The sequence below is a fragment of the Micromonospora sp. DT53 genome (assembly GCF_049841535.1).
Classification (GTDB): Bacteria; Actinomycetota; Actinomycetes; order Mycobacteriales; family Micromonosporaceae; genus Micromonospora.
In genome coordinates this window covers 912,067-935,816 of sequence record NZ_JBNCKM010000001.1, presented here as the reverse complement: position 1 = coordinate 935,816, position 23,750 = coordinate 912,067, and the positions used below count along the sequence as shown (strand labels likewise).

At 65.2% G+C, this 23,750-nt stretch carries 13 protein-coding genes; 5 read left to right on the top strand and 8 right to left on the bottom strand.

Annotated elements, in window-relative coordinates; genetic code table 11:
- Nucleotides 1-81: 81 nt before the first annotated feature.
- Nucleotides 82-750 (bottom strand): HNH endonuclease family protein, encoded by a 669-nt coding sequence (locus ACLQ3B_RS04390; RefSeq protein WP_425777519.1) that lies wholly within the window; start codon nucleotides 748-750, stop codon nucleotides 82-84.
- A 447-nt stretch (nucleotides 751-1,197) separates the two neighbouring features.
- On the opposite strand from ACLQ3B_RS04390, the gene ACLQ3B_RS04385 reads away from it, so the two are divergent.
- Nucleotides 1,198-4,719 carry a hypothetical protein gene (locus ACLQ3B_RS04385; RefSeq protein ID WP_425777517.1) on the top strand — a complete coding sequence of 1,174 codons (3,522 nt, stop codon included), beginning with the start codon at nucleotides 1,198-1,200 and terminating at the stop codon, nucleotides 4,717-4,719.
- Here ACLQ3B_RS04385 and ACLQ3B_RS04380 read toward each other — a convergent pair.
- A complete protein-coding gene (locus tag ACLQ3B_RS04380) occupies nucleotides 4,714-5,022 on the bottom strand; it encodes an NIPSNAP family containing protein (protein ID WP_425777515.1) in 309 nt (102 codons plus the stop codon). The two genes, ACLQ3B_RS04385 and ACLQ3B_RS04380, sit on opposite strands and share 6 nt — an antisense overlap.
- Before the next feature lie 323 nt (nucleotides 5,023-5,345).
- Nucleotides 5,346-5,936, bottom strand: a complete 591-nt coding sequence (locus ACLQ3B_RS04375; protein WP_425777513.1) for a DNA-binding response regulator — start codon at nucleotides 5,934-5,936, stop codon at nucleotides 5,346-5,348.
- A 183-nt stretch (nucleotides 5,937-6,119) separates the two neighbouring features.
- Between ACLQ3B_RS04375 and ACLQ3B_RS04370 the strand changes: the two genes are divergently transcribed.
- Nucleotides 6,120-6,380: a hypothetical protein gene (locus tag ACLQ3B_RS04370; RefSeq protein WP_425777511.1), complete on the top strand. Its 261-nt coding sequence runs from the start codon at nucleotides 6,120-6,122 to the stop codon at nucleotides 6,378-6,380.
- On the opposite strand, the gene ACLQ3B_RS04365 is transcribed toward ACLQ3B_RS04370, so the two are convergent.
- Together ACLQ3B_RS04365 and ACLQ3B_RS04360 are read right to left on the bottom strand one after the other, a co-directional pair.
- The gene (locus ACLQ3B_RS04365) at nucleotides 6,370-10,488 is read right to left on the bottom strand and encodes a glycosyltransferase (protein ID WP_425777510.1); all 4,119 of its coding nucleotides are present in this window, start codon (nucleotides 10,486-10,488) and stop codon (nucleotides 6,370-6,372) included. The two genes, ACLQ3B_RS04370 and ACLQ3B_RS04365, sit on opposite strands and share 11 nt — an antisense overlap.
- Before the next feature lie 54 nt (nucleotides 10,489-10,542).
- Nucleotides 10,543-11,097 carry a hypothetical protein gene (locus ACLQ3B_RS04360; RefSeq protein ID WP_425777509.1) on the bottom strand — a complete coding sequence of 185 codons (555 nt, stop codon included), beginning with the start codon at nucleotides 11,095-11,097 and terminating at the stop codon, nucleotides 10,543-10,545.
- A gap of 328 nt (nucleotides 11,098-11,425) precedes the next feature.
- Here ACLQ3B_RS04360 and ACLQ3B_RS04355 point away from each other — a divergent pair, with 328 nt between their 5' ends.
- The 3 genes from ACLQ3B_RS04355 to ACLQ3B_RS04345 all read left to right on the top strand — a co-directional run bounded on the left by ACLQ3B_RS04355 (nucleotide 11,426) and on the right by ACLQ3B_RS04345 (nucleotide 13,815).
- Nucleotides 11,426-12,127: a DUF4365 domain-containing protein gene (locus ACLQ3B_RS04355; RefSeq protein WP_425777507.1), complete on the top strand. Its 702-nt coding sequence runs from the start codon at nucleotides 11,426-11,428 to the stop codon at nucleotides 12,125-12,127.
- Between the two features lie 32 nt (nucleotides 12,128-12,159).
- Nucleotides 12,160-12,960, top strand: coding sequence for a hypothetical protein (locus tag ACLQ3B_RS04350; RefSeq protein WP_425777505.1), 801 nt, complete (start codon nucleotides 12,160-12,162; stop codon nucleotides 12,958-12,960).
- A gap of 603 nt (nucleotides 12,961-13,563) precedes the next feature.
- Entirely contained in the window at nucleotides 13,564-13,815 is a 252-nt protein-coding gene (locus ACLQ3B_RS04345; RefSeq protein ID WP_425777503.1) for a hypothetical protein, read from the top strand.
- 1,002 nt (nucleotides 13,816-14,817) lie between these two features.
- Here the strand turns inward: ACLQ3B_RS04345 and ACLQ3B_RS04340 are convergent.
- The 3 genes from ACLQ3B_RS04340 to ACLQ3B_RS04330 all read right to left on the bottom strand — a co-directional run bounded on the left by ACLQ3B_RS04340 (nucleotide 14,818) and on the right by ACLQ3B_RS04330 (nucleotide 23,748).
- Nucleotides 14,818-17,679 carry a DUF499 domain-containing protein gene (locus tag ACLQ3B_RS04340; protein ID WP_425777501.1) on the bottom strand — a complete coding sequence of 954 codons (2,862 nt, stop codon included), beginning with the start codon at nucleotides 17,677-17,679 and terminating at the stop codon, nucleotides 14,818-14,820.
- Nucleotides 17,680-17,779: 100 nt separating this feature from the next.
- The gene (locus ACLQ3B_RS04335; RefSeq protein WP_358048623.1) at nucleotides 17,780-20,518 is read right to left on the bottom strand and encodes a hypothetical protein; all 2,739 of its coding nucleotides are present in this window, start codon (nucleotides 20,516-20,518) and stop codon (nucleotides 17,780-17,782) included.
- Nucleotides 20,515-23,748, bottom strand: a complete 3,234-nt coding sequence (locus tag ACLQ3B_RS04330) for a helicase-related protein (protein ID WP_358048625.1) — start codon at nucleotides 23,746-23,748, stop codon at nucleotides 20,515-20,517. Before ACLQ3B_RS04330 ends, ACLQ3B_RS04335 begins: the two co-directional genes overlap by 4 nt.
- Between the last annotated feature and the right edge of the window lie 2 nt (nucleotides 23,749-23,750).

Sequence of the window (23,750 nt, the reverse complement as noted above, 5' to 3'; positions counted from 1 at the left end):
CCCCCCCCCCCCCCCCCCCCTCCCCCGGGGGGCCGCCCCCCGCCCCCGGGGGGCCCCCCCCCCCCCACGCCAGGATCGTGGTCAGGAGCTACAGGTGTTGAGCATGCTTTGCAGGGCGGACTTCTCCGACGTCTGTAGGGTCAGGCCCCAGTTGTACTTCACGGTGATCCACATTTTGCTGTAGGTGCACCGGTACGACGACAGGGGCGGCTGCCAGGTGGAGGGGTCCTGGTCGCCCTTGGACTGGTTGACGTTGTCGGTCACCGCGATCAGCTGGGGGCGGGTGAGGTCGTTGGCGAAGCTCTGCCGGCGGCTGGTCGTCCAGGAGTTGGCCCCGGAGCGCCAGGCCTCGGCGAGGGGGACGACGTGGTCGATGTCGACGTCGGAGGCCGCTGTCCAGGTCGCGCCGTCGTACGGGCTGTACCAGCGACCCGAGGTGGCCGCGCAGGCGCTGTCGACGACGACGGAGGTGCCGTCGCGCTTGAGGACCTGCTCACGGGTGTTGCAGCTACCGCTGATCGTGATCCAGTGCGGGAACAGGTCCCGCGAGTAGCCGCTCGTTGACCCCTGCGTCGCCACGGTTAAGGCGTTGAGCTGCGACTGGGCCGTTGCCTTCGAGGGGATCCCGGGCGGTGTGGCGGACGCGGGCTGCGCGCTGATGCCGACCAAGGCGGCGACGGCGGCGAGGACGACTGCGGCGGCGTAGCGCGTGATGCGTGGGAAACGGGCAGAGACTGGGGTTACCCGCATAGGGGCCTCCTCGGCACTGGGTGGACAGCAACCGTCTCTGACGATCGTTGCCATCGAAGGGCGTGTTTGTGAAGGGGTGAGGAAGCCGCCAGGAAACTTTGAGCGCTCTCTGCGGCTGGCGTGCGGGCGCGAGCCGGGTCGGCTCAACGCAGCCTCGCCGGCTGCCTGTTCCGGGTTACGCGAAGTACGGCGTCAGCTGTTAAACGACTGCGCGCCCAGCTCCCGGCAGCGCAGGTCGACCCGGGACTGCTTGGCCCGCATCGTCGCGATGTTCTCCCGGAGGTGGGCGCAGTTGCGGTGCTCGTCAAGTGACGCGCCACCGCGAAGCCCTGGTTGACGCCCGTGGCTCTCGTCGCGTAGCACGGTCCGCGCCACCCAGCCGTGATACGCGGGGCGGGCGCCTACCCGCTACCGTAAGCCCATCGGGGATCATCGCTGGGAGGGTTGGTGCGGCCGAGTCGACGTCCACCCATTGCCCTTCAACTGTCGCTGCTCATCATCGCCGTCCTGCTGGAGATCGCGGCGAACTTCTTCGCCAATGCCGACACGTCACCCCTGAGCGCCGGGATCCGTCAGGTTGCCGGTCCGGCGCTGATCGTGCTGCTGGTGGTGCTGATCGTCGGGAATGGTCTGGTGCTGTGGTGGCAGGCGCCCCGTAGTCCTCGGCCGGTGTGGCGGTCGGATCGGAGCCCTTATCCCGGGCTGTCTGCCTTCACGGAGCAGGACGCGTCGGTGTTCTTCGGCCGGGAGGAGCAGGTCGCTGAGCTGGTGCGACGCCTGCATGAGCTGGGTCTGGACGCGTCCGCCCGATTCGTCTGCATTACCGGCGCCTCCGGCAGCGGCAAATCCTCACTGGTGCATGCTGGCGTGGTTCCCCGGCTGCGAGTGGGACGGTGGCAGGCGTTGCCAGCGGTCACGCCGGCGGGCGAACCGCTTGGTGTGCTCGCGGACCTGGCGGTGACACTGGGCGCAGCCGATCGGGCCTCCGCTCTGCGGGAGGTGCGGTCCCGCCCGGGCAGCATCGCCCGTCATCTGACCGCCTGGCGGGCTCGCGAGGGCCATCGGCGCGGGCGGGTCCTGCTGATTCTGGACCAGCTCGAGGAACTGGTAACCCTGTCGAGCCCTGCTGAACAGGCGATGTTCCTGGAGCAGATCGTGACGGCGCTCGACGCCGACCGGAGGCTCTGGGTTGTCGCAACGCTCCGCGTCGAGTTCCTCGCCGATCTCCTCGCCGGTCCGCGCCCGGAGCTGTTCGCCAACCCGGTCGCGCTGGGCACGATGCGGCCGGCGGACCTCGTCACGGTTGTGGAGCAGCCCGCCCAGCTCGCCGGGTTGCGCTTCGAAGACGGACTTGTCGATCAGATCGTCGCGGACACCGCTACACCGGACGCGTTGCCGCTGCTGGCGTACCTGCTTCAGGAGCTGCACCGAGCAGCGGGGCCGGGCCAGACGGCTACCCGCCAGGCGTACCAGGCGCTCGGCGGCGTCGCCGGGGCGCTGGGCCGCCAAGCCGACAGCGTCATGGCGGACGTACGCCGCGAGAGCAGCACCGAGGACGTCCTGGACACCCTGCTCCGTCTGGTAGCGATGGAGGGCACCGAGCCGACCCGACGCCGGGTGCCGCTGCGGGACCTGTCCGACAGTCAGCGTCGGGTGATCGCCGTCTTCACCGACGCCCGGCTGCTCACCACCGACGTGACCGACGGTGAACCGTACGCGCAGGTCGCGCACGAGGCGTTGTTCCGCCAGTGGGCGCCGCTGCGCCAGCAGATGGAAGCGCGGGCGGAGCAACTGCGCCGGCGAACCGAGCTGGAACGGTGGGCGGCAGACTGGGTGCACGCCGGTCGCAGCGCCGACTACCTCCTCACCGGGGAACGGCTGGAGTTGGCCGGGCAGTGGCTGGAAGCAATGGAGTCGGCCAGCCAAGATAGCCCCACCGCACGCGCCCTGGTGAACGCCTCCCGCAGCCGGGACACCGCGTTCCTGCACCGGGTGTCGGAGACGATCGGTCAGTTCGCGCTCGGCAACGTCGACCGATACCCGGAACTCGCGGTGCTACTGACCTCCGCCGCCCTGCAGGAGTGCCCGCCAACGCCCGTCGCCCGCCGGGCCCTGATGGCAGCCTTGGCGTTCAGCCACACCGAGGCAGTACTCGCCGGACACACTGACGCCGTCCGCGGTGTCGCCTGGTCACCCGACGGCGCGCATCTGGCCACCGCGTCCAGAGACGGCACCGCGCGGATCTGGCACGCCGACACCGGCACCGTCGTCCGGGTACTACGCGGGCACACCGGCATGGTGGACGCCGTCGACTGGTCCCCCGACGCCACCCGGCTCGCTACCGCCTCCCGCGACGGCACGATCCGGGTGTGGGACGCGGCAACGGCGGAAACGGTCGCGGTGTTGCCCTGCACAGACGTGGCACGCGGTGTCACCTGGTCACCAGACGGGTCCCGCCTCGCCGGGTCGAGCCGGGACCGGACGGTCCAGGTATGGGACACCGCCACCTGGGAGCTTGCCGCTCATCTGGCTGGCCACGAAGGGGACGTGTGGGGCCTGCGGTTCTCCCCCGACTCCCGCCGGCTGGCCTCCGCCTCCCACGACCGGTCGGTCATTGTCTGGGACCTCACCACAGGTCGAGCGGAGCAGAGACTGACGGGGCACGGCGACTTCGTCGAGGCCGTCGCCTGGTCCCCCGACGGCAGCCAACTCGTCACCGGCTCCGGTGACCAGACCCTACGGGTCTGGGATCTGGCGACCGGCGAGACCCGACACGTCATCGGCGGTCAGGGATCACCCGTCTGGTCAGTCGCCTGGTCCCCCGACGGCCGCACCGTCGTATTCGCCAGCGGCGACGGCAGCATCCGCGCCTGGGACGTCCACAGGTTGCGCGAGGTAGCCGAGCTACGCGGGCACTCCCAGGTCGCCTGGTCCGTCGCGCTGTCCCCAGACGGGCGACGGGTGTTTAGCGGCTCCGGTGACGGCACCGCCCGGCTGTGGACTATCCAGCCGCATGGCGCTGAACGCCGACTCCTCGCCGGACACGACGGACCGGTCACCGCGCTCGCGCTGGACCGGACGGGAAGGATCGTCACCGGCGGCGCCGACGGCACCGTACGAACCTGGCAGCCGGACGGCACAGCCGCCGTCACGACGTGGCCGGAACCGGTCGTGGCCCTTGCCTGCTCACCGACAGGCGACGTGATCGCCGTGGCCCTGCGCGACGGCTCGGCCCACCTGATCGGCGCCGACGGCGACGTGCGCTTCGGGGCCGAGGTCGAATCGCTGGCCTGGTCACCGGATGGGTCCCGGTTGGCAGCAGGCTGCAAGGACAACTCACTACGAGTCTGGGACGTCCGCACACGCAGTTCCGCCGGTGTCCTGCGCGGACACGCCGACTGGGTAGGCGCGCTCGCCTGGTCGCCGAGCGGCCGCTACCTCGCCTCCGGCTCCGACGACCGAACCGTCCGCATCTGGGACATCGAGCACCCCGGCGACAGCACCATCCACTCGGGCCACCAGAACTACGTCGACGCGATCAGCTGGGCACCCGACGAGCGCCGGCTCGCCACCTGCTCTGCTGACTGGACCATCCGCGTCTGGGACCTCACCGGTGCCGACCAGCCGCGGGTGCTGAGCGGCCACGACAAGCGCGTCCGCGCAGTGGAATGGGCACCGGACGGCCAGCGCCTCGCGTCCTGCTCCGACGACCGCACCGTACGGGTCTGGGGCAGCGCGGACGACGACCACGGTGAGGTGATCGGCGTCCACCGCGACGGCGTGACCAGCCTCGCGTGGTTGCCCGACGGGCGACAGGTCGCGACTGGCTCAGCGGACGGCACTGCCCGCGTCTGGGAAGAATCCGTCGACCTGGTCGAGCTGACCGCAGTCGCACGCTCACGGGTGTTCCGCGCGCTCACCGACGACGAGCGGCAGGCGCACCTGCTACCCGTTGACGCCAACTTATAGCGTCTGCTCGACCTCGCGGGTCTCCTCGCCCACCAGGTAGTCGTCCGGGTTCAAGCCGAGCGTCTTGCGACAATCGGAGGCCCAGTAGGCTTCGTTGGCCTCATCGAACGACTCGGGGCCCTCGTGGGAGATCACCCAGATGTGCTGATTCCGCGCACGGTCCTTCCACGACCCATGGATCTCGAAACCGAGATCACGGCGCAGCGGGACCACCGAGCGCTGCCACCTGTCCACCCACTCATCCAGCAGCCCCGCCCGGATTGTGTAGGTACGGATCTGCACAGTCCTTGCCAAACCTGTCACCTCATCCGTGCCGCGACCCAACGCGATACGCCATCGACCCTAGACGAAGCGGCGGAACCAAGCCGGCCACACAACCCAGCACCGGACGACGTCGGGCAGCGCCGCGAAATGCTGCCCTCCTGACGCCATCCGCCATCCTGCCTGCGACCGACCCGCCCGCCGGTGAGCGGGCCGACGCCCAGCCTGCCACGGTCCGCGGGTCTCGACCGCTCGCACGGACGCTGGCGGGCCGGTTGAAGGAGGCGTCCTTGCTAGAGGAACGGCGGAGCCTCGGTGGTTAGCGAGCCAACCCGCCAGAGCAGCCCAGCGCAGCCGCGACCGACTCAGATCCAACCGCGATCACGGGCATACATCAGCGCCTCGGTACGGTTACGAGCCGGAATCCGGCCGTAGAGCTCCCGCAGGTGCCGGAACATCATGCGCTCCGAGTAGCCGGCCCTCTCCGCAAGGTCAGCCACCGTGCCGCCGTCGGCGAGCTGCCGAAGCCAGGACCGTTCCTGCTCGGACGGCACATCGGTTGCACGGTCGTCGGTGGCGAGCGAGCGAACGACTTCGACGGGAAGGAGGGCCTGGCCGTCGAGCAGCGCGGCGAATACCCGCTGGAGTTCGAGCGGCGAGCACGAACGCGCCACAGCGCCCCCGGCACCGTCCTTTACCGCTCGGACGTATGACCGAAGGTCCGGCTTGTCGATCAGCACGAGGATCGGCAGCGCGGGGCGACGCTCGTGCAGGTCAGCGAGGACGTCCCAGCCGAAGTCGCGGGAGAGTCCGAGAACCACCGCCTGATCCACATCGCCCAGCCAGCTCACCACGTCGTCGGGCGAGTCGACTGCATGGCCGAGCTCCCCCAGCGCGGCCGCAACGCCGCGGCGGCACAACGGCAGCGGATCAACCACGGCAACGCGAACAATCATCGATCTGGCTGCCTCCCGGCTAGATCTTCCGCTGCGGGGTGTCCGCAACACCACCGTCGAGAGGCCTTTTCCGTCGACTGGTGTGCGACAGGAACCACCCCCGAAGTGGCGCGTCCCTGTCACCGGAGTCGTCATAGACCTGCAGCTGAGCCCGGCCGTAGCGTCCCGATCAGGGGTTGAATGATGGTTGATGACGACTTTGGCATGCCAGACACGCCGTGGTCTGACGACGACGATTGGAATCACTGCCGATACAACCCGGCGAGCAGGGAGCTTGTCGTCGGGCAGGCGGTGCGGCTGAACCTCATCGACCTGGACCCCTCCACCGACCCGCACTTCGGGCATATCCTTAGATTCAGGTCTTTGCACGGCCGCCCTTACGCCCTGGTCAGCTGGCCTAACGCTGAGGAGCTCGTGCCGCGGTGGTTACTCGTCAAGGTGTGAAGCGCCGGTCGGCCATCAACCCGCCATGGCCCGCGCCGCACGCAGCCCGGTGTGCGCGTGTGAGCATCGTCGGCTCAGCGCGTTCGCCGAATTGCCTGAGGACCAGGTCGTTGTAGGAGAGCACTCCGGGCTCGGCCGCGATCGCCCGGGCGTTCTCGAAAGCGGTGATGGCTTCCTCAATCGGACGATCGCCGAGCAGGGCCGACCCGCAGCGCACGACCCCCTCGGCGTCCCAAAGCTGGTAGTCCCGATCGTCGCGGACGTCACGCCCATCGAGGGCACGGAGGAGGTCAAGCGCTTCGCCGACCACCCGCCGAGCCTTGTCGTGATCATGTTGGCGGAACGCGATCAGACCCTGGACTCCGAGGATTCCAAGCGCGCCGGGCCGAGTCGCATATCGGGCGCCGCGTTCGGCCGCCTTTCCGGCCTCGTCGATATCCGCCAAGTCGAGCAGAGCCAGGCTCTGGGCCAGATTCGCCTCCCGCAGCAACCTGTGGTTGTCCAGGCGGACGCCAACCGCGGCGGCTCGAACGGCCAGGTCAAGGGCCGTGTCGGGGAGCGCCGTCACCAGCGCGCTCGTGGCCATAGAGGCCAGTACCTGACCGCGCGGTAGATCATCGCCGGTCTCCTCGGCCAGCTCCAAGGCCCGCTGGAGAAGCCGGTTGGTGAGCCAATAATCGCCGCGTTGACGCGCCACCCAGCCCCGCATCCGGAGAAGATGGATCCACTTACCGTCCCGGAAGCGAGGCGGCTCCAACTCCCGGGTGATGCGCGCGGCCTCGTCCAGCTCCATCTCGGCCTCGTCGAACGCGCCCGCCTTGACCAAGCACTGCGCCCGGCCCGCCCGGGCATCGATCTCCACGCCCCTCAGATCGTCGCCGGCCGCGTCTGCCGTCGCCCGCCGGAAGTACCGCTCGGCGTCTGCGGTTCGTCCCAGTCCCACAAGAGCATTGGCCATCTGCACGGTCACGGTCGGCACGCTGATCGGGCTGCTCCACTCGGCGATTCGCAGCGCTTCCCTGATGTCGCCTAGGTCGTCGGTGTGACCCTCGAACTGACGCCGAGCCGCGACCATGTGCGAAAGGTTGGAGCCCTCCAGGTCGCCCCGCCTGAGGTTGCCCCTCATCTGCTCGCGCCAGGAGCCGAGGACGTGGCTCTGACCCCATCGCGTCAGAAACCTGTCATCGATGTCGTTCATCACCCGCAGGGCGTGTTCCCAGCGACATGACCTTAGGCAGAGCTCCACCTCGCCGTATTGGGGCCAGAGATCCTCGGCCCGTTTCGGCTCCGGCAATCGCTGGGACGCGAAGTACGTCACCCCGCGCCGCCACAGAGCCTCAACCGTGAGGGAGCTCGACGAGCCCACCTCGTCCTCGGTGATCAGCGAGGCACGGGCGAGTTCGGCCTCTGCCGCGGGCAGATAGTAGTGCTCGTCATATCCGCGGATGACGAACGCCGCCCGGAGCGACCTCAGCAGAGGCTCAGCGTCCAGTGCCGGTGCTATCTCTTTGAGCAGGGCGGCTACGGCCCTCGCCGGGACCTGCCGGGCGAACACGGCTAGCGCCTGCACTACCCGGCGCTCGTCGAGGCTCAGGCGCTCGAACAAGAATTGGAAGAGCTGGGAATACGCTTGGGAGGGCTCGCTGAGCGCGCGGGTCACGGTATCGAGGGCGACCAGGTCGTTCCGAAGCACAATTCCGGCAACGAGTTCCAGTGCTCGCGGGTGACCGCCGGTGCGGTCTAGCAACAACTCGATCCGGTCCACCGATATCGTCTCATCGCCGGCCAGTCCTTTCAGGAATGACTTGGCATCCGGGACCGGAAGCCCGCGGTCGAGGTTCACCCGTTCAGTACGGCCGTCCAGCGCCGGGTCAGGGGTGACCGGCCGGCCGGCCTCCGGGCCCCGGACCGATAGGACGACCTTGATCTCGTTGTCATGCCTGGCAAGGTCACGCAGGAGGTCAGCGAGGTCACGATCCCGCCAAATGCCAGAGTCGTCGAAGAGCTCGTCGGCGTCGTCGATGACGACCGCAACCGGGCGCCTGCCAAGCGCCGCGGTCACCTTGGGTAGCATCACCCTCCACGGGTTGCCGCGCACATCTTCGACGAGACCGGCTGGTGCGGCCGGACCAGCCGCCGCCAATAGGTCTTCGAGCAGCGTCGGCACAGTGATCCACCGATATCCCCGAGCGGAGAAGTACACGAAGGCTCGCAGGGGTGTGGTGCCCTCGCCGTTTATGTGCTCGTCGCGGAGCGTCCGCAGCATGGCGGTCTTCCCGATGCCGTCGCCGCCCTCGAGCCGCACCAGCCGGAAACCGGGGCGGGACACGGCCTTCACCAGGAAGCCCCTCTCCCTCTTGCGGTCCCGGAACATGACCGTGGCGATCGACGGCATCTCGTTGATCACCAGGAAGTTGGGATGCAGCACGGCCGTCCGCGGCCGGCCCGGCTCCGCCCGAGCGATCGGCACTTTCCCGCCGCTGTCGATCGTGGCCAGGGCGACCGCCAGATCGGCGAGACCCTTGCGATAACCACTGGTGAAGTCGACCTCGACGCTGCGGGGAAGGTCGACGGGTGGCCGGGCGCCGTACTGCTGTCGCAGCACGACGACCGGTTTGTTCCGTTCGACAGCGAGCCGCAGAAAGGCGGCACAGAAGTTGGCGTCGCTCAGCCGGGCGCTCTCGGCGGTAAGGACGAAAAGCACGGCCTCCGCCTTGGTGAGGACCTCGACCATGGCGGCTTCGGTGGAGATACGGTCGGGCCAGTGAAACGGGGTCACATGGTCGATGGAAAGTCTCGTGCTCCGGGTGAGCCGGTCGGCGAACTCGTCTGCGCCGGCATGGCAGATGAAAACGGCGACGTGATTCGGCCTGTTCCATGCATCAGCCCGGAGCAGGACTGACGCCGTCTCTAGAACGTCGTCTGCCGCCTTCGCCCAGGTCACCGTGGACCGCAGACGATCGCGCAGGTCCGCGGCGGCCCGGAGACGCTCCTCGGCCGGCTGTCGGAGCACACGGGCGATCGCTTGTCCCCACTCCTGCCCGTCCCGAGCGGCGTTCTTCGTCACTGGCACGACCAAACCCAGCGCTCTCTCTTCCAGCAGACGAGCCAGCCCACTCCGGCCGCTGACCAGCACCGGCGTTCCGGACTTGATCGCCTCGGCACCGGCCAGGCCGAAACCCTCCGCCCGGGACGGCATGAGCACGAGATCGGCGCGAACGAGCTCGTCCCGTACGGACTCGATGTCGGTCGTGTACGGGCGTAGACGAACGTCCAATCCTTCGAGATCGGCCCAGCCCTGGACCGCCTCGCGAGTCGCGCGCTGCTGACCATCCTGAACACCGAGCAACATCAGCTGAATGTCTCGGCCGTCGCCAGGCCGGATCCGGATGGCCTCCGCGACCGCGCGTGCGGCGATGTCGACGCCCTTGATCTCGGCGTCACCGAGTCGCCCGAGAATCAGGATCCGCGTCTTCCGTCGGCGCGAAAGTGGCCTCCGCCAACTCACGTCGTTTCCGTCCGGCGAGTCGAATCCCGGGTCGATCCGGATCGGCCGCACCTCTAGGTCGTCGGCCGACTGAAGATCGATCGCTGCCCGCTCGTAGAGGAGGGGGCCGACGGCGAGCACGCCGTCTGCCGCCTGCATCAGGAGAAGCTCCTCGTTCCACTTCAGCTCGGCCAGGCGACCCTGCGGGTCCTCCGCCGGGTCTCGATGCCACTCCATCTCGTCCGGATCGGTATGAACGAAATGCAGGTAGACGGCGTTGCGCCAGTGGGCTCGGTATTGCTCCGCGAACCTTCCGGAAACACGGCCGTGTCCGATGATCACGTCGACCGGCACGTTCATCGGAAGCCGTGGATGAGGCATCATCCGCTCACCCTCCGAGCCGCTGCGAACGCGCGTGGACAGCAACCGGACGCGACTTCGCTGCGCGTGGTCGAGGTCTTCCTGTGTCGCCTTCAGCACGTGGCAGTACACCTCGGCACCGGCGTTAGCGAGGGCGATGCACAGGTCTCGGTTGAACGTGCCAACCCCGCCGCGGGCGGAGGGCCAGTGGTGATCGATTGCGAGCACGCGGAGGGTCCGATCCTCCGTGCCGTCCATCATGGCGACCATGATGTCACTCAACGCGACGGACGGGAGTCGGCCGTCCGACCCACGTCAAGCCGACGAGACGGACTGGCCGCAGACTGGACATTCCTCCCTCTCGGACCAGGTAATCCGGCCGAGGTCGGCAGGCGCGATCGGGCGCTGGCTCAGTTCCTGGCGGGCGGCGATCCGGAACTTCCAGATCACGTCAGCAAACACGTGGTAGGCGTCGTGGTATGCGGCCCCGGAAAGGTCGGTGCCGGCACGGACAGCGTCTCGGATTCCGATAAGCGCGAAAAATACGGATTCGCTGGCCCTCGCCATCTCGATCGTCGCCGACATCAACAATCGTTCTCGAATGCCGTATACCTTGGAGTCTTGCAGGGTCTGCCCTGCGGCAACAGCCCGCTCTTTGGGGTTCGTCACGGCACGAGCTACGTCGCGCAGTGCGGAATGAGCGTCGTGAATCGCCACGGCGAAGTCAACATACGTACTCAAGCGCTCTAATTCCCGGTCTCGGCTGCGCTGAGCGCGGTCGGACCGGACACTGCTGACCACCGTCCCGGCAAGGGCAATAGCGGCACCAACACCCGCGCTCGCAATCGGGATCCAGCTCGTGTCGGCCACGCAAACCTCCCAAGTCGCCTACGTCAACTTCCGGGTGACGGAGTCCGTACTTAGCTTGACGCGCCGACACAAACGCTGCGGTGAAGCGCCTCGCAGAACTAGGTCCACCGAGTTGAGTCGGCCCGAGCACGTCGACGTGGTGCGGATCTTCCTCCACGAGGTGCTAGCGGAAGACGCTGACAACCTACTGCTTAGAGCGCCTAAAGCGCGTCCATGTCGCTCGTGGGTCAGTTGGTCCGCCTCGTGGAGTCGACCGGCACGGTTGGCGACGGCTCCTTGCCCAGCCGGCCAGCGCCAAAGCGTGTCACTCGGCAGGGATGATGTGGGCATGCGTCGCATACCCACCGCCGAAGTCGCCAGCATTGGCGTGACGCAAACCAAGCTAGCCGTCGAGGATGAGCTGACGTGGCTGTTCCGTGAGCAGTCCACGGAGGACCGCGGCATTGACGCGCAGATTGAGGTGGTAGACGGCGAAGACGCGCGCGGGCGGCTGCTCGCACTGCAGATCAAGAGCGGTGAGAGCTGGTTCCAGCCGGCGGCAACGGGCGGCTCCTGGCCTCCCGGCCGACGCCCCACATGTCAGATATTGGCTGAACCACAGCTTCCCGTTGCGGTAGTGCTCTGCCACCCCGGGACCAAGCGCTGCCACTGGCAGCTGATGAACCGCCGGACGCTCCAGGAGACGCCAACTTTCGACTGGAAGCCGCTCGTGCCGCAAGGCCAAGTATTGGATGTTAGTGCGGCAGGTTCGCTCCGCGAGGCCGCTGAAGGCGAACTTTACGTACTGCCGATCCGCCGGCTGCCGCTGGCAAGGCCCTGGATAGGGATGCTAGCTAGTAGCAAGCGACTCGTCGTGGACATCGAAGAGTGGATCAGCAAGAAGCTCAGACGGGGCCACATCTCCGTGGGTGTCGACAACGAGGACGACGAAAGCCAGAGGAGCTGGCGAGTTGGGGCGTGTTCCTCGGACTCGCGAGCTACGCGGAGGCGGTCCCCGGATGTTCGCATGGGCGGATTTGCAAGTACATGAAGGTGGCCTTACTGTCACTGCCGCATTGACACATGCTGCAGGGGATCAGGGATGATCGCATGGCTGGCCCGCCGAACGGCCACGAGCGAGAGTCGCGAGGTAACACTCGCGCTGATCGCCTTCATGAGGAGGAACACTTGCTACCAGCCAACCTCCAACCCTCGGTGGAGCGGTTCGCGCGATCTCTGCAGGTGCCGTCGCGATTGATTCAGCTGCATCCGCGTAAGCAGGGCAACCCAGGAAACTTCGCGGCGCTTGCCCCGGCCGTAACGCTCGGTGTCATATCGGCGTTCGAAGGATTCGCGGAAGACTTCCTCGCCACCGCGCTCTACGCGCGTGGAAGCAGCCTGGGCCAGATAGCCGCGAAGGTTTCCATGAACAATCCCACTGTCGCGGTGTTCCGTGACAAACTTATTGGAGAGTTCAATGGCATCTCGTCGAAGATCGGTGTCGGATTTGCCGTTGATGTATGGGATCCACCGCCAGTAGGAAAGAGCTGGTGGAGGCAGGTGCAAATTCCGTGGGCAGACGCCGTGTCGCAGGCAGATGGGTGGATGCAGGTGCGCCATTGCCTAACCCACGGCTTGGCAAGCGGCTGGCGGACCGAGCATTGGCCCGGTCCACTCAAGGGCAAGGCCACTGCGAGTAGCGTGCTGAGGCGAATGCCATCAGGCACTCATTCTCTTGCCCTTCACGGCGCGATTACCTGCGCGCGAATATACGTCACGTGCGCGGCCCATCTGGCGAACCTTGCCGCCAGCGAAGTCGCCGAGAAACTCGATTGGTCTCAAGTACCTGAGTTTCCGCTGCTTGACGTGAAGCCGGCCTCCTGAGTTGCCAAGCTATGGTCTGCCTGCCCAGCTGCTACGGTACCGGCAGAGCATTGGTTTACTGCACCGTAGGTGTAGACACCGATGGCCTTACTCGCCGGCAATGCGCACGCCCCCTCAAGGGACGTCGCCTACCAGTGCAAGCCGGGCCCGCAACTCGTCGAGGCAGGTGTCGCGGCGGACGGTGTGGCCGACGGCGACGCCCCCGGCAAACGGGTGCACCGCCAGGTCTACGGTGGCAGAAATTCCACATCACCTCCGCAGGCGCCGGCGATCGCGTCTATCTCGCCGGAGTAGCAGCAGACCCACCGAGCTCCTTCAAGCCTGGCGAAAACGGCTGCCATCCCCGATCATGCACGAAAACAGCGTCCATAAGGGTCACTATGGTGTTCGCCTGAAAAGACTACTCCTCATCGACGAACAGCTATTCCCGGAACGCCTGACGGTCGTCCGCGGTCAGCAGCGTCGACGCGATTGCGGGCCACAAGTTGGATCGCCCACGCCGCATGTCCCCGAAGTTGGTGACACATGCCAACTCCCAGTCGATAAGCAGAAGGTTTTCCAGGGCGACGTCACCGTGGAACTAGCTCTCCGGACGATTCCAGCGTGCCTCCAGCGCGCTGCGTGCCCTCGTCGCGGCCGCCGGCAGCCGGTGGAAAATCGAGAGTCGTTCCAAGCCGCAAAAAGAACGGACTCAGCCTCGATCAGCACCAAGGCCGCCGCCGGATATTCGTCCCGCTGACCGTCGACGAGCTCCGCCACCTCGTCAACCTTCTGATCATCGAAGCCCAACTCGCGGCCGCACTGGCCCAACGCCCCGGCCAATCCGCCGGCGCCGTCACCAAGACCGTGCCATGACCAGCCAATACACCCGGTAAGCCCTCGCCGAGCCATGATCACAGTCCCCGGCTGAAGCACTAGTCGGGGGGAGAATTCTCTTCGGACTGCGGGTGACACATCGGACGATCACTTCCAGTCGGTGTCATTACGGAAAACATCGTCCACGTCGGATTGACAGCCCCTTTCGCCGGCCAGATGCGCGGACAGCGTGCGTTGGCTCATGGTCGTCGACTACGAAAATCGATGCTGTCGCCACCGGCTAGAACACTGCTACGGTAGACGGGACCGTTCTTCGTCCGGCACGGATCGAATATCTTCTTCTAAGAGTTGGGCCGAGCGGCCGCAGAACTACCGCCGCTACCGGCTTGGAGCTCTTGTAGCCGCCAAGCTCCGACGAGTCGCAACTTAGCATCGGGTTGTTGGTACACGAAGAGTCTAGATCGACCTACCCCGTCGATGAGGTAGATCCATTCTGCTCCTCCTGGGACACCTAGCGAAACGTCTCCAACTATCGGGGGTTTACGCCGGCCACGCTTATAGGCGAAGCCCACTCCTGCAACGGGAACGAGCTGGCGACCGTCGTTGTCCACGAGGGAATCGTTGCGGGAAGCCTCAACCGAGAGACAATGCCAATCATTTCTCAGCAATGTCCTAGCCATGAGGAGAGTGTTCTCGTCGAACGTCCACCGCCAGATCGCGGCCAACTGAACAGTTCCCCCCTTTGGGGCACTCAAGTGGTTGACCGATCTTGCACGAAAGCGGAACCCGTCGGCGCCGATTGTCCCAATGTATGAGCTCATGGATGGTACTACCTCGCCCGCCGATCGTAGTGGGAAACGGTCGGCGTCCATGAACGCTCCGGGACGAGAGTAAGTCAAGTGTTTTGTTGGGCGTCCGGCAATCAATAATCCAAAGGGGTCCTCGATCGGGAAGCTCTTCGCTAACGCAGAAGGAGCGGGGTGCCAGCTGGCACCCCGCTCCTTCTGCGCTCGTTATCTACGTCCTGCTAACAGTTGCGCCCTAGACATCTCGCATAGTCGGCCGCACGCCAGCTTCTCTTGCGAGATCTCCAATTTCCTTGCCAGCTTTCTGACCAACGCGGACTTTCAGCAGCACTTCCATATAGCTAGCGTCACCATCGTCAACCCTGTCGGCAACCTTGAGGAGGAGAAGGCGCAGGGCGTTGCGCCTTTCGTCGTCACGCAGGCTCACCATTCCAGAGAAGGCGACCTCGACTTCTGCCTCCTGGCTCTCCCCGTCTTCACCGTTGTTACCGGTCGAGCTCTTCGTCGAGTCGCCGCCATCCGCGCCCGCGGTAGTCGAGCTATCAGGATCGGCTGTTTGGCCTGGGTCATCAGCGACTGCATCCCCTCGAGCCGGCGCTACTTGTGGCCGGGCCAGGCGCAGTCCTGCCTGGCCGACGCCGATCTCAGTCGGTGATCCGACGGCTCGATCTTCCCCATCGGCGCCAACCAACAAAATGGCACCCTTGTCGACGGCGTCAAAGATCGCTTCTTGGAGGTCGCGTTCACCATTCGGAAGCAGCGGCATGCGAGGTGAGTTCCAGAACAGGTCGCGTAGTTCGTCGAGCGGTCGGCCGTAGTCATCGTCGCGAAGGTTATGTAAAAGCGCACGACCGTCGAATGTGCCCGGCCCTAATGCTTTGTCCGCCTCAACCAGGCGAGTCCAGACGCCGGTGCCGTCGAGAGCGGACTGGTTGCTGTGCTCGAGGGTAATGGAGTGTTCCCGGCGTAGGTCTTCCTTGTCACCCATACCGAGGTAAAAGATATGTTGGTAGGTTCTCCGCACAGCGGTGTCGAGTGCCTTCTTGGCGTCCTCGAGCTTGTCTTTGGCCTGTTGCTGAAGCTCAAGGTCGGCTCGCACGTCTACCATCGCGGCGACCCGCCCCCAGGACAGGTATTCGGTAGCCGCACCCCGGGCGAGGCTGCGACGGTGGGTGTTGGCCACGGCAAAGACGGCCGATGATGCCCACTGCATCGGCATGCGGTCATCTCCCAGGCCCATTGCGGCCCTGATGCCTCGGCGCGTTTCTTCATCAGCGCCGTTACTTAAGGTGAAGTAGCGCGGGTCAAGGACAACCAGCCTGGTCGATCGCGCGTCATCAATGCCGGCAGTCTCGAGAACCTCACGTGGAGTCGGCCGGGGAGCGCTATGCACCTCAGCCGTTACGAACAGTTTGTCCTTGAAGCTGCCGGTGTTGGTTATGCGTTTGGCAACCTTGGCAATCTCTTCGTCGCGGTCTTCGTCAGTGACACTCTGGCGGGCCGCCCGGACGAGCATATTGAGAGTCTGCGTAGTCGAGAGGAACAGACGCGGTGGCTGACCCCGTCGCCCAGGGATCGCCTCGACGGCCGCCAGACCACGGCCGTCAACATCCTTCAATTCGCTCAGTACGCCGTCCGCGTCAGTGGACGTGTATGAGCTGTCGGGCACGAAGCTCGCCGCCTTGAGCTCGGGTTCACTGGCGCCCTGCTTGCCGTCAGCGCGGGAACTGACGATGGAAGTGAGGAATAGCGCGGTCGCGGATCGTTCTGCCGCCCGAGGATTTGTACGTGCGTAGGGTGATCCCTGCCGGTCGAGGTCGAGGTTGCGCGCCGAGCCGGAGGTATCGTCGACGGTGACGATATCGGTGTTGGCGATGTTGCGGTAGTTGCTTTGAGCCCGGGTATCGATGATGAGACCAGAGCTGAGGACAGATTCCTTTACTGCGGTAATGGACAGCGGGAGGTCGCCGATGTTGATCAAGAGTGGCGCCCACTGGCCGGTAGATCCTCGCTCGGCCAGAGCATGCACGGCTGCAGCGAAGATCCGGATCGTAGATCGGACCCGTTGGAAGCCGGAGAGGTTTGCCCACTCTTGTTCGGCGAGAGCGATGAGCTGAGGGTGGAATGGGTAGCTGCGTGCCACCTCGGCGCGCCATTCCTGGACCCATCGGACCGCCAGCTGGTCAAAGACCTTACTTCGCCAGGATCCAGTCATGTGATCGGCATAGAGCCCAGCAGTGGCGCTTACAGCCTCGTCCGGTGCCGAGTTGGTAAACAATCTACGGCGTAGGATGGCAGCGAAATCCGTGTTGTCATTGACCGTTGCGGTCTTGCCGTTGCGCCGCAGGAGCTGTTCGAGCTCTGCCCGGCGCTCCTGCCCGGTGCTATCGAGCTGCATGTCATCGGCACCGGAGCGGATCATGACCACGACCATCGCGACGTGTGGCACGTCGTTGACTGCGTCGAGCAGAACACGCAGGAAGGCCATGTCCTTGATCTCCAGGTCACCGAGGGCCTGCATGGACAGCTGACGAACGTAGTTCATGATTTCGTCGATGAGGATCAACACAGGGCGCCCAGCAAGCCGCAGCGCCTCGACGATCTTGGACTTGTCAGAGTAGTGATCTTGGTATAGCTGGTAGTGGTCGTAGTTGCCTCGGAAGAGCCGCCACAAAAACCGCTCGTAGAGGGTCTGCGCGGGACCGTCTTGCTCTCGAATCGGGGTGCCGGGGGTCATGTTGTCGGCGGCGAGGACCACACAGATCGGTGCGTTTAGGTCGGCGGGTAGTGGCCGGCCCACGATCTGACCGGCGAGGTCGAACGTGGCATGGCCGACATCGGTGTCGGCCAGCGCTCGAGGATCGGTGGCGAGGTGATAGAGGCCGATCAGGCCGTGGCTCTTACCGCCGCCCATGTTCTGGTCCAGCCACCACAGCGCAGGGGCGCGCGTGTAGTCATCGCCGCCGGCGAGCCGGACGGCCACCTGCGCCATGAGCGAGCTGAAATTTGGTGAAGGGTGAGTGATTTCGCCGTAGTAGCGCGGCTTGGCGTAGAGCGGCTGGTCCGCGGTCGGGTACACCGCGTCGAACAGTGACATCTGAACGTCATCGATCGATCCGAGCGTCCTGACGATCTCCGGCCGGACTTCTAGCGCCTCCCACCACGGAGTGACTGGCGGAGTCACGCCTTCCCCTTTCTTAGAACAGCGTCGACTGCTTGGGCGCGGATTCGTCAAGGGCCTTCTGGACCGCCTGGACGCCGCGAATCGCCGATCCTACTCCGTTACGATGGCGGACTAGACCGGCCCACGCTAGCCCGTCCGAGTCGGCTTCCGGTAGCCGGGAAGATAGGAAGCGGATGCACGCCCACAGGTAGGCGTCACCGGGGTCACGCTTGGAATCGGCGAGCACCTGTGCCACAGACTCCAGTCCGTCCGGCCATGCCCTGGCCATCGCCAAGGCGACGTCGATGATCGGTGAGGTGTCGTCGATGCCGCCGCGAAATGTGCGGGCGTCGATGAAGCGGACACCCTTGTCGCTGTCGGTTAGCAGTCCACGTAGCGACTTGACGTCCATGTCGGAGGCGAGCGCCTGCCACCGCGCCTCGGACCGTGGCTGCACCGATTTGCCATACAGCCGCACCCAGAACAGCGCGAACCGGGTTCGAGTGTCGAAGGACTCCAGCGGCAGGTGGTCAACCTCGATCGCTGCTGCCTCTTCCACGGCACGCCGGGCCACGAGCAGGTACCGATCGGGTTCTACCGGATTTCCCAGTTTGTCGAGCACTGTGCTGTAGCGGCCGAAGACCTCCATGGCTGGGCCTGCCGAGGCCATCAGCTGATCGGGGATAGCCAGGCCAGCCGAATCCCACATTGGCACCCGATCTTTGACTGCCTGACGGACTTCGGCTTCGACGATGCTGGCCCGACCCGTGGCTCGTCCGTCCGGCGCCGGCCGGCATGCCATCGTCAAGGTGGTGACGATGTTGGCAGATCCTGCCGAGCCTCCGGCTTCGGTCTGGGCAGGCCACGAACCAGTCAGCACTAGGCCGGCAGCGCTGACCGCGCCGAGCAGCCGATGCCAGACCTCAGGATCACCGTGGCCGAAGACGATTGTGACCACACCATCGGCTGCGACCACCTGTGCTGCCTCACGGAAGGCTCGCGCGATCATAGAGTCGTAGAAGCCGCTGGTTCGATGGTCACTTGCGGTGCGTTTGGCGAAGAAGCGCTTCACGATGATCTCTTCGGCCTTTTCCTGAAGGCCGTGGGGATCGGAGGTGAAGGACAACCACGGGTGGGTGGGACCGAGGGCGCGCTTGAGCCAGACGTAGAACAGGTCCGACACGTCCGAGTAATCGATCATGTCATCGTAGGGTGGGTCAGTAACTACGGCGGCGATTGACCCGGTGCGGTAGGGCAAATGGACCGCACTGCCTCGCTCAATGGTGGCGGGACGGCCGTGGGCGGAGCGCAGGAGGCCACCCAGGACCCGGACGGTTTCCTTGACTGTCGAAGCCCACGTACCCGACCCCGGTCCGAGCCCGGTCTCAAGGTAATCGTATGAGAAGGCAACACTGGCCTCGTTAGCGAAGATGTGGGCCACGCCCACATAACTTGACTTCGCTGGCGACAGCACGTCGAGGGTAGAGCCACGTGTTGAGCGCTTTAGCTTCCGAACCATAGCTGAACCGGCGTAGCCGGACAGCGCTGCCGCGTAGTCGGGACCTATCCCGTACTTGTCGATCAACTCACGACCGACATCGGCGATGGCAGCTGCCAATCTAACGAAGCTCAGAGTCTGACGGTCGTTGCACAGATCGCCGTAGGTATGTGCCCCGTACAGCGACGGTCGGATAGTGTCACTGTTGCCAACCGGAATCGCCTCGTCCGGCACGGCCGGAACGCCGGGGGCGAAGTCTGGTTCTTTGACCAGCACCTCGCCCGCGCGTGTTGCCATCGCCTTCTCCCGTTCGGTGGGCTCACGGAATTGCTTGCCGACCTCGTCGTCGAGATCGGCGACCAGCAGCAACTCGTCACGGCCGTGGCCCTCAGAGGCGAGCCGCGTGTGCAAATCCTTAGGGTGCACATGGTCACAGAACGGACAGATCGCCGATTTGCCGAGAACTTTCTTGCCTCCGCGCATCGTCGCCATTAGCGTCGGCTGCGACGACGGCTTGCCCGTGTGTACAACAGCGTGGAACGTGTCGGTCTTCCGGTCGACCTCAATGCGGTAGCTCTGCCCGGGGTCGTCACGCTTTGGCAGCGGATGCCGCAGCACAAGGGATCCAGTCAGCGGGAAACGCCGACCGCATTCCTGACACGGCAGAGTCACCGCCCACAGATAACCCCATGGCCGCTTGCCGTTAACCTGCGGATAGAACTCCGCCATCGCGGTTTCATGCCGCCGTCCGATCTCCTTGAGTACGGCCTCGACGTCCGCCAGCAATCGATCGGTGATCTTCCCGTCAACCGTGTACGAGTAGCTGGCGTACGGCAGCTCGGGCTCCCCAGCCCAATCCCGCACCGGGTAGTCGGCAAGCAACTGGCCGGCGAGGGTGGCGACCGGAGAGTAGTCGATGCCGTAGGCGCGGACGCCTAACCGCGCGGCTTCCAGCGGGATCATCGCCCGTCCGGAGAACGGATCGAGCACAGAACAGCCACCGGGGTACGCCTCGCCGAGGACAGCCGTCAGTTCCTGCAATGCGACGCTTGAACCGGCCATCGCCTCACGGACCAGCCTTTGCAGTCTCCTCTGTTCCGCCTCGTCATCTGGCCACGGCAAGAGGCTGGTCAACACCGCCGCTCTGGCCTGAGCCAAGGGACGAGCGGCGAACCACGTGAACAAGGCCTTCTCACTGCGCCCGCTTCCCCAGCCGGACTTGGCCGCGGAGGTGACCTCCGCGCAGGGGAACCATCGTTCGATCATCCGGGTCATGCCAGACCGCCCTCGTCTCGCGCGGCCGACAGCGCCGAACCAGGCACTCGGAACACCGCGTCGGGCCGGATGAGTTCGTTGAAGGTGGTGACCGGATCTCGGTAGTGGCCGAACAGCGTGCCGGTCCCGTCCTCGCAATGGTCTACCACGCACAACAAATACTCGCTGCGGTACTGCGCCGCCATCAAAACCTCGTTACCGGTCATGCGGATTCCGTCGCTGGCCGCCGAGCGCCACACGCCCTTGACCTCAACTGCGCGCTGCTGACCTGCTCGAGTCGCAAGTAGGTCATAGCCGCGGCCCTCGCGACTCACGTCGGCCACGCTCCAATGCTGCTCCCGCAGCATCCGAGTAACGAGCCGCATCGCGATCAACTCAGAATCCTTCTCCTCCGGTCTGGGGACAGCGCCCGCCCCCTCGACCTTGACATGCGCAACCTGCCGGAGGCCGTCGACCTCGACGTTAACCATCTGACGTAGCTGGTCAAGGCGCTGCGCCACCATACTCTCAAGGTTCTGGCGCAGCACCACTCGCTCGGCCCGCCCCGTCACCTCACGGGACAGCTCGCTGGGTAGACGACGCAGTTCGCGATCCGCGTGCGCCACCCACCTCGTAAGCGCGACTTGACGTTGGGTAACTGTGGCGGCCCTGGCTCGTTCCGCACAAGCATGAGCATCTACGACGTTGGCCGGGTGGGAAGGTCCCGCGGGCACGTCGGTAGGGAGCAGGTTTGCCAGCAACTCCCACCGCACCTGGCGGGCCCCCGTGTCGTCCACGCGTATCAGCACCGCCCACGGAGAAGTGCGGGGCTTCCCCGCCAGACCTGCACCCTCGATCAGCTCGGCGGCGTAGACGAAAAGATCGTAATCGCTCACGCTGGTCGGGTCACTCACCAGTGCCCCACGCAACTGGTCGGCCATAAGTTCCACGCCCACACGGCTGACCAGGTCACGAAACGCCGACTCTCCAGGTCCCAGCGCGAACGCCTGGCTTGTGTCGGCTCCGCCGTCACTGGCTCTGGCCAACGCGGCACCACTCGTCGCTACCAGCGCACTTTGCCGGCCACCGAGACTGGCGGGCAATGGGAAGTCGTCGGGAGCGCTGATGTGAAGGAGCCCCTCTCCGGCAGCGCTCTTAACTACTCGCAGTAAACCGGCGTCGGACAGCCGCCGCAGGTACGCCTCCACGACCGCCGGGTTAACTCGCTCCAGCACGTCCTGGTTCAGCAATCGCACCGCTTCGATCACGTCAACGCCTGATGCCAGCGACGCCTCCTGGCGGTGCCGTTGCTCGGCGACAGACTTGATTCGCTCTGCGGTGATAGCGCTGACGGCTCGCAACGCCTTTCGCCGGCGGTCGGCGTCGACAAACGTCTGCGTCAGCAGCGTGACGAGCCGTTCATCGCTGAGATCGACCATCTCACCGAGTAGCGAGAGGGAGTCAAAGACTTTCCCGTCGAGCTGGTTGGCAGCCGTGACGAAATTGTCCAGCAGCACCTGCAGGACGTCTCCTTCGTTGGTGCCGACCGCGATCAGGTTGTATAGGAAGACGTCCTGACGCTGACCAACCCGGTGGATTCGGCCCATCCGCTGCTCCAGCCGCACCAACGACCACGGAATGTCCCAGTTCACCAACACGTGGGCCGTCTGAAGGTCAATTCCCTCGTTACCCGCGTCGGTGGACACGATAATTTGAAACGCATGACGACTGAACTTTCCGCGGATCTCGTCGCGCACAACGTGGGGGTCACGACCGGAGTAGCGTTCAGTGCTATAACCGGCCTTGCGAAGGCGGCCGACCAACCAATCGGCGGTGTCCGCATACTCGGTAAAGATCACCGCCTGCTTACCGTTTCCCGGCTCTATGCCATTCGCGCTCAGTGAATCACGAACGAGATACTTCCACTTGGAGACAGGCATGTCATCCCCAGCGGCTAGCGGCTGGAGCCGCGCCAGCAGGTCATCCAGAGCCCGCCTTTCCGCCGTCGCCGCCTTTGAAGCTTCGGCGACCACGCGAGCTTCGTCCGCCGCCACGGGATCTTCGTCGTGCGGATCAACCTCCGCAGCGGCTACAGAGGGCAATTGTCCGCCCATCGCGTCGCGGCGGCGCTGCAATGTCTCGGTCAGGGCGTATAGCGACGATGAGGCGCGTTTGCCATACACCCGGGCCGCCAACGGGGCCGCCGAGGTAGGAAAATACTGGTCAACAAGGTCGAGCGCCTCACGGTAAAATGCGTACTCTACGCTATTCATCGGCACTCGATGGTTCGCAGCGCGACGGGCCTTGAACAGCCGCGTCTTGCCATCGTAGTCAACCAGATCTTCTTTCATCCGACGCAGGAAATGCACACCGCTGGGCTTTACTAATGAGAAGTCGGCTTTGGCGTCATCCCCAGGATCGGGATAGACCTCCGGATCAACCAGATGCATGAGGTGGCGAAACAGCCACTCCGAACCTCGGTGCGGGGTAGCAGTCATAAGCAGCGCGCGGGGCGTTCGCTTAGCCAGCAACTCACCAACTCGGTAAAAGGTTTGCGCTGTGGGAGTCAATCGATGGGCCTCGTCGAACACCACCACGTCCCAGCCCGCCCGATCCGGGCGTATCGCCTCCTGCACGCTCGGGTTGGCCGCCGCCAACTCAAGCGAAACAATCCACATGTCGTGAGGAGCCGACAATCCGTGCTGCTTCACCGTTTCATTAGTGATGCGGCGCAACTCGCCACCAAAGAATCGAAGGAAATCCCCCTGCCATTTCGAGACCAACCCAGCCGGTGCGACTACGATCGCCCGGTTGACAAACCCCAATCGCTGCATTTCTCGCAAATAGAGCCCAGCCATCACCGTCTTGCCAGTGCCGGGCTCGTCTCCTAGAAGGAACCGCAACTTGGGCTGCGGCAGCATCGCTCCATAGACGGCATTCGACTGGTGGACATAGGGACGCAGTGGCGAAGACGCCAGTAGCGTCGCGCTCGCGTTAGCTGCGGCGAATTCCATCCAACGCGTCCACAAACCGGCCAGGACCCGTCGGGAGTCAGCGCCTCCATCGTCCTGCAATAACTCGACTGCAGGAACGTCGGCCGTGTCGATGTCGACTTTCTGAAGACCCCCGGAGGCATCAGTCACAATGAGCGTCCAACCCGCCACGGCTCGCTGCGCCATGACCACCTCGACCCACCCAGTGATCTCCTGGTGGGCTTGCAGCCTGATCCGCTGCCCCGCCTCGAACGCCATAG